This is a genomic window from Sphingobacterium paramultivorum, from assembly GCF_014109745.1.
GTDB classification, from domain to species: Bacteria; Bacteroidota; Bacteroidia; order Sphingobacteriales; family Sphingobacteriaceae; genus Sphingobacterium; species Sphingobacterium paramultivorum.
The window spans coordinates 5717030-5728675 of the sequence record NZ_CP058555.1 but is presented as its reverse complement, the minus strand read 5'-3'; the positions used below and the strand labels follow the sequence as shown (position 1 = coordinate 5728675).

The 11646-nt window shown below is 37.4% G+C and carries 8 protein-coding genes; 1 reads left to right on the top strand and 7 read right to left on the bottom strand.

Going from position 1 to position 11646, the window contains the following annotated elements; translation table 11 throughout:
• Positions 1-11: 11 nt before the first annotated feature.
• From HS960_RS23665 to HS960_RS23650, 4 genes are read right to left on the bottom strand one after another with little or no spacing between them, the layout of a single operon-like run.
• Positions 12-1199 carry a glycosyltransferase gene (locus HS960_RS23665; RefSeq protein ID WP_182330740.1) on the bottom strand — a complete coding sequence of 396 codons (1188 nt, stop codon included), beginning with the start codon at positions 1197-1199 and terminating at the stop codon, positions 12-14.
• On the bottom strand, positions 1192-2424 hold the full coding sequence (locus HS960_RS23660) for a glycosyltransferase (RefSeq protein WP_228280116.1): 1233 nt from the start codon (positions 2422-2424) through the stop codon (positions 1192-1194). The genes HS960_RS23665 and HS960_RS23660 overlap by 8 nt, the downstream gene beginning before the upstream one ends.
• Positions 2425-2444: 20 nt before the next feature.
• Positions 2445-3503: a glycosyltransferase family 2 protein gene (locus HS960_RS23655; protein WP_228280115.1), complete on the bottom strand. Its 1059-nt coding sequence runs from the start codon at positions 3501-3503 to the stop codon at positions 2445-2447.
• 52 nt (positions 3504-3555) lie between these two features.
• Entirely contained in the window at positions 3556-4785 is a 1230-nt protein-coding gene (locus tag HS960_RS23650) for a hypothetical protein (RefSeq protein WP_182330738.1), read from the bottom strand.
• A 364-nt stretch (positions 4786-5149) separates the two neighbouring features.
• On the opposite strand from HS960_RS23650, the gene HS960_RS23645 reads away from it, so the two are divergent.
• Positions 5150-5641 (top strand): SixA phosphatase family protein, encoded by a 492-nt coding sequence (locus tag HS960_RS23645; RefSeq protein ID WP_182330737.1) that lies wholly within the window; start codon positions 5150-5152, stop codon positions 5639-5641.
• A 45-nt stretch (positions 5642-5686) separates the two neighbouring features.
• Here the strand turns inward: HS960_RS23645 and HS960_RS23640 are convergent, their stop codons facing one another.
• The 3 genes from HS960_RS23640 to HS960_RS23630 all read right to left on the bottom strand — a co-directional run bounded on the left by HS960_RS23640 (position 5687) and on the right by HS960_RS23630 (position 11641).
• Positions 5687-8257, bottom strand: a complete 2571-nt coding sequence (locus tag HS960_RS23640; RefSeq protein ID WP_228280114.1) for a flippase-like domain-containing protein — start codon at positions 8255-8257, stop codon at positions 5687-5689.
• 113 nt (positions 8258-8370) lie between these two features.
• On the bottom strand, positions 8371-10875 hold the full coding sequence (locus tag HS960_RS23635; RefSeq protein ID WP_182330735.1) for a DUF5686 and carboxypeptidase-like regulatory domain-containing protein: 2505 nt from the start codon (positions 10873-10875) through the stop codon (positions 8371-8373).
• Positions 10876-10942: 67 nt separating this feature from the next.
• Complete coding sequence (locus HS960_RS23630; RefSeq protein WP_182330734.1) at positions 10943-11641, bottom strand: AcvB/VirJ family lysyl-phosphatidylglycerol hydrolase; 699 nt, start codon at positions 11639-11641, stop codon at positions 10943-10945.
• Positions 11642-11646: the final 5 nt, after the last annotated feature.

Genomic DNA, 11646 nt, shown 5'->3' with positions numbered 1-11646 from the left:
AATATTAAATTCTACTTGATATCTCTCAAATTAGACTCCTCTATATCTATATTTTCTTTTCCTAAAAAGCATTCGTCGAGTATCCTGATTTCATTATTTGGAGCATAATAGCTTTCATAAAACTGTGCCCCTTGGGTTTGCAATTGATTATAAAACTGAGAATCACTCAATAACTTATTGATATAAAAAGCAAATTGATTAGGGTCATCCGCAATTAAACAACCATTTGAAACTTTGTTAACTAGACCATCAACACCTCGCCTATTCGTCACAACGGGTAAACCGTAACCAAGCGATTCCAACACTTTTATTTTAATTCCCGTCCCAGATAACATTGGACAAATAGTAATCTTGCTAGTATTATATATATCGGATAAATCATCTACCACACCCACTTTTTCGATTCGACTGTTATCCTCGATTTTATCACAAATCTTACCCACAACTGTCAATGAAAAACGTTCATTAACCAAAGGTAGAACTTCTTGAATAAACCACTCAATACTTCTTTGGTTATGGCCATTATCACTAGCAACATATAAAATTTCATGATCTATCCTATTTTCTACTTTCTCTTTTTTGCGAATACTTGATGAAACTGGAAGCAATCTCACTTTATTTGTGAGAAACTGCTCAAAGATATATTGTTCTTCAATTGAATAAGTCCATACCTCATCAGCACAATTAAGAATCTCAAGTTCTTCTTGGAAAACCTGCCCTATTGATTTTCTATCTCCACTCCGCGTTAAATATTGAGATGTAATTAAATCATGTGTATCTATTATGGTAAGTTTAGATGGAACTGCCTCAACAAATCTCCCCCATTCAACGTAACTTATCAATGTAACATCAAAATTGCCGCTAAACTGCTTTCTTATTTGTTTCAAATGGAAAGGCGTTACCTGATCTAATCCTTTTTTTAAGAATAATCTCGAAAGCTTATCCCGAAAGAAATATTTTAGATAATTTCCCTTATTTTCCCTATGCTGTATAAGTATTAAACGAATATTTGGAAATTTCTGCTCAAAAGACGTTTTGTCCGCCGGCGCCCAATGATCAAATGAAACAAAAGCTGTTTCTACATAAGGGTTATTACGTTCAAAATATTCTAGCAATTGTATACATCTCGTGATATTTCCTGCGCGATCATTCATCGGATTAACCGGCATAAAATATAGTACTCGTTTCCTTTTAGACATTGTCATATTTATTTATTACAGCATTAACCAACTCCAACCATCCCCTCGTCATTTTATCAAGATTAAAATCTTTTATAAAAATTTTCCCTTTTATCCCCATTTGTTCACGAAGAAGTGGATTATTTATTAATTGCTCAAGATGAAGCTCCATACCTTCTCGATCGTTCGCCAAAAACCCATTCTCACCATGCTTTATTAATTCGTTCACACCAGAACATGTAGCAAAACCTATACTAGGTAAACCAACGGACATTGCTTCGGCCAAAGCAAGCCCAAACCCTTCATATTTGCTTGGAAAAATAAAGATATCTGCATCCTTCATCTTTGCGATGGGATCGTCAGTAAATCCGCGAAGGAAAATTCTTTTGGATAGGCCCAGTTCAATAATCTGTAATTTCAATCGCTCAAAGTCATTACCTATACCCCAAAATTCCAAATCCCATGTCGGGTATTTTTCTGCCAAATTAGAGAAAATATCTATAGCTATATGTTGCTGTTTACACGCAGTATCCAAGCGTCCAATATGAATTATCTTAAATCTCGATTTTTCATTACTATGTCGAACCAAATCGGTGTCGCTTACCTCGTCGATAGGATTCGTAATAACACGGCATTCGCCGGCAAAATTATCGGGCAAAAATTTTCTATAACTATCAAAAAGAATTTGGATGCCATCAAGCTTACTAAAACTTGACGTCAATAAATCAACCATATACGATTTCCTTCCGCCCAGAATATTGGAGTAATCATAATCTGGTCGACCGTTCACCGAATCTAAAATTGGTGTTGTCAGCGTATTTCCATAGGTAATTTCCAACAATGAACCAATAGACATTGTAATAATCAAATTTGGCTTAACTAGATCAATGTAACTTTTCCAAGCAATCGCCCGGTTTCTCAAATTATACTGAAATAGTTTATCTTCCCCTTCCATACGCTTTATTAAACGGCGATTATACCATTTAGCATACTTCTTTTCTATCTTATATTTTATCCAAAGAAAAGGATTTCTGCCTTTATAATTATATAAGGGGATCTCCTCTTTTTGTTCCAGATTTACGTCATATATGTTTGTAACACGTATGCTTTTATCCAAAGTAAACACTGGCTTACCAACTACATTTTCATTAGTGGCTATTTCGACTTCATAACCATTGGCGGATAAAATGTTAGCCAATATCGAGCAGATTTTTTCTGTTCCTCCTATTCCATTTAAAAAATACAAATGTTGTATTAATAGAATCTTCATATATCAATATATTTATTTCTGATATTTTTGCGAAGTTTCCTCCTTAATTTAGAAATTGGAATAAACTTAACCCAAAACAATGCATGTTTAAACTGCTGGGCTCTATTCGTTCGATAGCTTTTATAAAAATTATCAAAATTCACATGATTTTCCGCTGTCATGAAATACCTAAATGGAACGGATAATACTTCTATATCTGTTTTGGATAAATATGGCTCGACATATTGTCGCATAAAATTTTGCAATAATCTGAAAAGTACTTCTTTTTCATTCTCATCAAAAGGCATCTTTATGTAACGCAACTCAAACGGTTCATGTTCAATAAACAAAGCTAGTTTGAGTGCTCTCGAGGTAAAAATATCATGTTGATCGTAGAATATTTTTAAAAGTTCCAACCAATTAGGTATCTGTTTTAAAATGCGAGCCGTTTCTTTATTGATGCGTACATGATTTTGATTCTCGTGTTGTCTATAAAAATATTTTGCATCCGGATTGAATCCTATTTTATCAGTCATTAAAAAAAGGCAATGTGAAAACAAACCGTCTTCACAAGGTTGGATTCCCACGGGAAAGCGAATATCAGGATAGCTGTCCAATAATGACTTTTTTATAAACAATCCACAAGTAGGTACAGCAGTCAATCGTTTTGCTCTGTAACAATATATCTCTCCTAAAACGACTAGATCAAGATCATCTTGTTTTGCTAATGTATAAGCTCCAGTCAAGAATTCGGAATCAATCGTATCATCAGAATCTAGAAAATAGACATACTCTCCTCGCGCATGACTCAAACCATTGTTTCTCGCAACGGAAACACCCGCATTGTCCTGATCAAAAAAGTAAATTCTCGGATCTAAGGATGCATATTTTTGGCATATTGCAGCAGAAGAATCCAGACTACCATCATTGACAAGAATAATTTCAAAATCTTGTAATTCCTGGTCAAGTACACTTTGGATTGTCTCATCTAAATATTTTTCGACATTGTATACCGGTATGATTACCGACACAGCGACGGGAAAAGTCCCCTTCGTACTACCATTTTTTTCCATCATTGACATTCAATATACAAAAATAGCAAGACGAATTATATATCAAATACCGAAATCATTTTAAAGATTTTTCGATCCTATCTTTGTTTAACGTAAATTCCCGGTATCGGAATTCCCCGGATTTATTCCCGATCATTGCCCCCATTTTGATTAAAGATTCATTGCTGCCCATTGGAAAAATAGAACTTCGATAGGCATTATTTTTTAATAAGGGCTTCGGGAATACTTTGAAATTTAATCCATCTTTCGAATAAGCCACATATAATAACTCTGCCGTGTATCTTTTCACTTCACCAACAGCAATACATAAAAAGTAATAACCGTCAGCATATGTTGCCTGAATATGCCATGACGAATTACCATTACCTTCCTTCAGCCAGGGTTTATTAAAGAAATTAACTATTTTGCTGTCCCGAAACCCTGTAAAATTAATCCCATCAGTCGACGTTCTACGAACAACATAAGAGGGGTCTTTACCTTTAAAATTCTTGGGATTAAGATTGAGTTCGATTTCATAACTCAAAAACTCACTTCCGTCATGGATAAAAGAGGGAGACAATAAATGGTCATCCTTGGGGGTGAAAGGTGGATTGCTGGTAAAAGCGACGTTCAGATTCGACCACTTTATACCATCTGTAGATGTTTGTTGTACAATAGTGCGATGTGCATTTTGTTTCAGTCGATCAAAATTGGTATTACTTAACACACATTTGCCTTTCAAAGACTGAGCAGTGATAAAACTGCCTCTATAATAAAGATAAAACTGATTATTTAAATAGATCCAATCGACATCTGACCAAAAACCTTGAATCGGATCAACCTTGTTTTCACCGAAACTTTCTGTCGGGAAGGGTGCATTGATAATTGGATTGCTCAATCCCGGTGGATTTACCCAATCAAGACCATCATTTGATACAACAACACTGGGATTTTCAAATTTCTTTGAATTTTGATTGGTCCCCACTGCACCAAAATAAGGGGTGAAAACCATCCAATACTTATACCCATTCAGTTTATTTGGAAAATAAAGAACATCTGGATGACAATAACTGGCATTTGCGCCCGAGATATCTATAAAATCGTTGGCATTTTTTAGTCCCTTAAAATTAGCGTCAGCAACAGTATGTATATTGACCAAACCTTCATCACTATCAAAAGTAACGGAATCAATGGGCTCAACAGTCCAAATAGGAGCTTCAACATCACCCGCAAAAAAATCCTCCGGACTGCTGCAAGCCACTAGAAAAATACTTCCATAAAGAAGTATCAAAAAATTACGAATCATAAGTAAAAATCAAACGGTAGAAATAAAAAAAATGCGACTTGGCTAACGATGTTTTTCAATAAATAAAATAAGCTAACGGCAAATAGATGTATAAAACAACAAAGACCCAAAATCATCCTAAAAGTTTCATTATCAAGACTTTCATTTTGCCATTATAAGCATTAAAAAAAACACAACGCTTTATCTTTGACATGATATTAAATGTATCACTTGAGGTAAAAAAACTATTCATAGAATATATACTTTTCAAAACTTCCTGTATTATTATTTGTATTCATACGCAAGCCTGCTCATTGCCCAAACACAATGAACCGGAACAACAAGCGTTATTATTTATATTGTATAAGAATCAAAAATTTTAATCATGGACAACAGTAAAAAACTTTATATCATCCGACATGCCAAAGCCGAAACTATTCCGGGCATAAACGATTTTGACCGCGCCCTTACCTCCGACGGAATTCAACATGCAAAACAGGTTGCGGCTAAGCTGGCAGCAAAATTGACCCTGGATGAAAACAGTATTGCGATCAGTTCACCAGCCAATCGTGCACTCCAAACAACACGTATTTTTCTGGAGGTGATGGGTTCTTCTTCTTTTGACATCCAAATTGAAGAAACAATTTATGAATGTACTTATAAGCACTTGCTATCTATTATCAATGCAATTCCTGATCATATCAATCACGTTCTACTCTTTGGTCATAATCCTACACTAACTGATTTTGTTGAATACTTAACCCGTAAATCAGCCTACTTACGTACATCATCATGCGCTGAAATAAAACTCGATACCGGTTTCACATTTCAGATGCTCAGCGGCAATTGCGCAGATCTTGTGCAAATAATTGATTAAAATTTTATTCAAAGAACAAACAGACTTTCAGCAAAAGTCCCCCCATCACTTACCCGCATTTGATTTCATTGCCTTATCAATCACCAAAGGCACTGAAATCAAATCCAAATCATGTGAATACACCACAAACTTCTCGACCCAACAAGGATCAAATTTCTCCTTAAATTCTTTCAGGCCCTTTGGTTGACGGAAGTAAGGATTATTTTCATATAGAAAACTGATCAAACGTTCAACAAGCCCTTTCTTCTTGTCAAATCCCGAAAAAGGAGCCAGTCCCATATTCAAAAAAGAATAACCTTCCTCTTTGCAATACGCTAAAAAGCGGATAATCAATACATCCATATTTCCGCCTGGCGCATCTTGCAATTTCCGGATAAGATCATATGTCGCCTCGTCCGGAGCATAATTGGGAATGATATTCAAAAAGGCCAAAATGCGCCCTTCGTTATCCTCCAAAGTAATTACATGGCTATTTTTAATCTTACCAACGTCGAACATACCTTGAGAAAAAACACGTTCTGAACGCTTCATGTCTCTCAACCAATGATCCGACACAACCTGCAGTTTCTGAAGCAAACCATTGGATAACGGTGCGCGATATAAATTCGAAACAAAACCTTTTTTTTCAATGCTATTCACCGCATTTCGAAGTGATTTACGTTTCTTTCCTTCCAGCGAAAAATTATCGACATTGACAATGGCCTCTTCTCCGATCAGAAAAGATTTTTTGCCCAACTGCTTGAAAACCCCTAGATGTCTACCATCAACGCGGTAATAGGCTGTTTTTAAACTCGATTTGCGACAATAACGTTCAAATGCATTAATCAGTTCTTTCATCGCATCTTCAGTATCCTCACAAACGGGTCCTTCGAGCACCATAGCAAAACCATAACATTTTTTATACGCAATAAAGCCCGTCCGCTCCGTGTTAAAGAAAAGATCTTTATCCCCATACGTCTTAAAATAATCAACAGGTGATTTACCATAACGCTCCAAAAGGCGCTGTGCAATTTCAATCTGCCCATCAACCTCTTCTTCCGCTAACTGGCACGGATTGACCATCCAGTAGAACAATGCAGACAGACTGATCACACTAAAAAAATTAATGGAATACAAAAAATACTGTCCTATCGTTGTCTGAGGTTCCGCAACATCACCATTAAGTAGCACAAAACCGTGCAGCGTACTACTTACCGCATTTAAAATGGTAAAATCCATGTTAAAATGCTTCGCATTCAGAAAATAAAACCCAGTAATTCCATACAGAAGCACAACCCCAATAAGCCACAAAACCAAGCTGAGGTTTAAGGAGCTGAATCTCCTATTACTTTGTACAAAATAGTGTTTTGATGAATAAAGGAGCATCAACAGCACCAAAAAAGCGAACCAAGCTTCTTCAAAATCCAGCCCTTTGGAAAGATTAGCAACAATGGAAAGCGAACATAGCGCAACCGCAACATACCAAGCCATACGTAGCCCCTTCAACAGAAAACCCGAACACATCACCAATAATATACCGAAGAAAAGTACCGCTGCATTTGACAAGTTTAAAGCATCATAAGATATAAATTGCTTTAATGCCGTGACACGGCTATGAATCGCCGGCGTCAAGACGGAGATGATATTAATAAGCCCCATCACAAAAATAAAAACAGATGGAAGTATCCGAACAAAGATGTTGTTTTTATTCACGAAGAAACTAATTCCCCCCAATGCCAATGGTCCCCAAAACTCAAATAAACGATATAGAAGGGATATAGAAATAGCCTGTTCTTCGCTGTAGCCAAACTTACACAGAATGACAACCATAGATACTTCGATCAGTCCCACCCCCTTCATCAATGGTGAAAAACAATAGACCAACGTTCCGACAGCATAGGTTACTGTACAGGCCAATAACGATGTTTCAAAGCCTAAAGCAAGCATTGCAATATAGATATGCAAAATCCCTACCAGCTCAATGACTGTCGCCCAAATGAGACTTTGCAATACAGCCCAAAAATCCACACCCTTTTTATGGAGTTCATCCCAGGTACCTGCAACTGAAGGGAAATGACGTACTGTAAAATTATAAGCTCCTCCTCCACGGTAAAATGATCTGCAGTACCAGCCAAACCCCAGCAATAGAACACTAAAAACAAGCATAATTCCAATGATTTGTACATCAAGACCTGCGATTCCTACAAACAGAAAAACAAAAAGACAGAGTATAAATAAGGACACTAGGCTAATGACTGCGTAGATAACAGAAGAAAGATTGGCATTTGCATCATCAATTCCCTCCTGATTAACTTCTTTCTTAAAGAAAGCCAGTGAGGTAAATCCACCTACCGGAAGAAAGACACTGATAAAGTTTCTCTTTAGAAATAAACGGGTAGCTCCACCCAGTGATAACTTTTGTTGCAAAGACTTAAAACTATAGACATAGACCAAACCTTGCATAGCGATGTATGCCAAAGAAACCACGATCCCGATTGCCACCCAAAACAACGAACTTGACTGAATAAGCCCTACCGACGATGCCAGCTCCTGTCTCTGATTTGCAAAAAAATAAACGGCACCCAAAATGACCAATAGGCCCAATAAGGATTTCCAGATCAACATTTTGTTTTTCATCAGCATAATTACCTCTCAAATTGACAAACCCAATTATTTCGTTTTTCTAAATCACTTTTACTAATGACATCATTACTTTAAAATAGTCCCAATCCGATTTGTTTTTTTAGGCATCAAAAATCAATACCGATCTTTGCCCTGACCCCCCATGGAGATACACCTGGATTATTCAGGTAAGTAAAACGGCGAACCAGATCGACACGTAGAATTTTAAAGATATTACTCAAGCCAAAACTTCCTTCTATATAGGCTCCATTATTGAGGGAGAACAGCTGCGGTTCGCGAGGATCCTTGGGTAATTCATCAAAACTTTTCGTGTATCTATTGGAGGCATCGACAGCTCCATACAACATTTTTACAGAGGCGATCTCCCGGAGATCCAGTCTTTTCAGAAGCGGAACTTTATTCAGAAAAAAACCATTAAATGAATGTTGAAGCAATAGTGACGTGTACTTATCGCTCATAAATTCCATTGAATTCATCAAATTGTATGAGTTGAGCTGATACGAATAGGTTTGATTTGCCCGGTGAATAATCATCAGCGGATAGGGAACCTTTCCAAATTGGATGCCCGATTCAAATACGATATCGGCAAAACCAAATTGGGACGCAAAAAATCGCTTATTGGCATTTAATATAAAACGTTGGTAGTTATAATCTCCACCCAACAAACCTTTCACGCCAACCTGTGCGGCTAAGGTAAAAATGGGCTGACCTGTATTGATAATACGTCGATAACGTTTCCCCTGGTATAATTTCTCATGTGGAGCCCAGCGAATTTCTCCGGTGAAAGCAGAGGTCCACAGCTCATTGCCGTTACTTCTTCTAAAAGCTCGACGGTCAAACTCCAATATGCCACCTGGGCTAAGGATTTGATTAAAGAACCCTACTTTAAAGGATAGATGGTTTTCAAATTCCTGCCAGTATTCGATCTGCCTCCGCTGTAGATAAAACATTTTGTCATTTTCCCCTCTTCTGAATGAAAGCAAAAAATTGTCATTATCAATAAAATTTAGATCCTGTCCCGGCACCTGTACCTCTTTACTAACCTTAGCAGAGAGTAACTTTACAGGAAATTTGTAGACCGATTCTCCGTTAAAGGAGTAGGTGGCACCCATATTATATTTCCATTGCCTGTCTTTCGTACCATAGGCACCATAACCATCCAGGACCAATGTCTTGCTAAAGATATCCGTCGTGTTGCCACCAAATTTAAATCGGCTTCCTTCTACAGGGTTAAAACTATAAAATGAAGGTACTGGCCCTATTTCGATAACACCGCGCCCATAATAACCCGACATGATAAAGGAGCCCAAAGCCATCAAATTTTTAAAGGATTTTGACTGTTTTAAACTATCGATGTTCGTAAAGGCCTGCTCCTCCAATCTACTCAGTTTCTCAGGTCTCGCAAGATTCCAGTCAATCCCATTCGGATTCTGTGGCCCTGTCCGTGTCAATGCTTTACCATTGACAGCGAGCTGTGTTTCATTGGAAGCTGATCTGCTGGTCACTTTCTCCCCAAACAAGCCCATACCATCCTTAAAAATCCCCATGTCTATCGTCAGTACTCCCCTGCTCAGAAAAAAACGATGCGCTTGATTTTCTGAATAATTCAAAACAATATTTAAGCCCTTTACCCAGTTGATATTGGTCGCTTCGTTGATGGTCAGCTCCGCTTGATCCAATGCATAACTCCCGTCTAAGCGGATATAGATGAAGCCTGAAAAAAGTGCATCCTCTCTATTCCTTGGCTCTACGCGTATTTTGGCATGCCAAGGTTTACTATCTTTCAAGGTATCAACCAAGTAATATTTATAAAACGAAGGCCCCAACGTTGCTATAGGACTCAAAAAACGTCTATTCCCAATAGAGACATCCGTATCATAGATATTTGTTTCACCATAGATTTTATCCAAATACTCATCAATACCGTCTTCATCCAGGTACTGATCTACGCGCGACTGATTCTCACCCAGTAAAACAAAGCTGTTACCTTTAAGAGCATCCAATTTTCGCTGACCAATTTTCTCATCCATAAATATCGGGACCAGCGACCTACCGGGATATTTTAGCGTATCCATCCCCTGTTTTAAAAACCCGAAACGTTTGAGCAAGCGGGATTTATCCACCTTTTGATTTTGGATAGACAAGGACATCGATAGCTTCTCATATTCTTGATAGCTACCGGCTGTTCCATTTAACGCATTATTTTCATCTCTTTTTTCAATTACTTTACGGATTAAATCTACTGTTGGATTATGTTTATTCGTGTATTTTCTTTTTTTAGGCGCATTCACGACAACTTCATCGAGACTTTGTTGTTCATCTTCCAAACGGATAATAAGAACTTTCTTGCCCTGTGCGACACTCATCGGGAATACCTGTTTTTTATAGCCAACGGCACTAAATAGTAACTCCCAATTGTCAGGCACGGATGGTAACTGGAACTGTCCCTCCTTATTTGTTGCTACAGATTTTGCCGTATTGGAAAGCTTTACAGTAACACCCTGTATAGGTTTTGCCGTTGAGGCATCGAGGACAATCCCTGTTAATGAAGCTCCTTGTCCAAATAGTCGAGAAGTAAAGAACAATAAAATCAATAAAAAACGATATTGCATAAAAAAAACCTTGCATCTAAATTCAGTAGGATGACAAGGTTTTTATAAAAAAGTCCTAATACGAATGCTATCTCAATCGAACAGTATTATAAATAGTCTTAAAATCACGATTATAATTATGCGGCCCTGCCAGTACATCGACCTTTAATCCCGCATTACGAAACATTTTCACGAGATCTTCTTCGCCCTCTTTACAAAAGACATAAGTCGAAGGGAATTGCTTTAGCTTCAAGACTTCAGCTAGTACTTCGTAGCCATTGGGCTTCTGTTTCCAGTTAAGCATAGTCGATACGGTCACCTCGAAACTCGCATACTGATCGGGCGACAAATAAGTAACATGCCGGATTGACTTTTTCAACGGATCCGAGAAATTATTCAGAACAAAAGGTAACACGCCGGCAGAAAATGAATGTCCTATCAAATAAATTTGATCGCAGTCCCATTCTTTCCTGAAATGGTCAATATATCGTTCGAATTCCCTTCCCGCTTCTTGCGGAGTTTTCTTTTTCCAGAAATATTTTTTTGCATCGATGACCAAACGAGGATATCCATCGAGTGAGAAGTAAGATAACAGGCTTTTACTAAAATCATTATAACCACCATCGCCCGTAATAAATACAAGCATTGTCTTTTGTTTGTTATTGGTATCTTTAAGTGGAATAACGTAATTTGGCAGTACTTCCGCCTGTATTGGTCTTAGGGCCAAACATAACCAGAAAAATAGAAATAGCAATAATCTATCTGCTTTATAATGTGCAGTGTTCATGTGTA

Bases quoted from the DNA above. Each gene is read 5' to 3' on its own strand.
- HS960_RS23665 (WP_182330740.1), bottom strand. From the start codon at position 1,199: ATGTCTAAAAGGAAACGAGTACTATATTTTATGCCGGTTAATCCGATG.
- HS960_RS23655 (WP_228280115.1), bottom strand. From the start codon at position 3,503: ATGATGGAAAAAAATGGTAGTACGAAGGGGACTTTTCCCGTCGCTGTG.
- HS960_RS23640 (WP_228280114.1), bottom strand. From the start codon at position 8,257: ATGAAAAACAAAATGTTGATCTGGAAATCCTTATTGGGCCTATTGGTC.
- HS960_RS23650 (WP_182330738.1), bottom strand. From the start codon at position 4,785: ATGATTCGTAATTTTTTGATACTTCTTTATGGAAGTATTTTTCTAGTG.
- HS960_RS23635 (WP_182330735.1), bottom strand. From the start codon at position 10,875: ATGCAATATCGTTTTTTATTGATTTTATTGTTCTTTACTTCTCGACTA.
- HS960_RS23630 (WP_182330734.1), bottom strand. From the start codon at position 11,641: ATGAACACTGCACATTATAAAGCAGATAGATTATTGCTATTTCTATTT.
- HS960_RS23645 (WP_182330737.1), top strand. From the start codon at position 5,150: ATGGACAACAGTAAAAAACTTTATATCATCCGACATGCCAAAGCCGAA.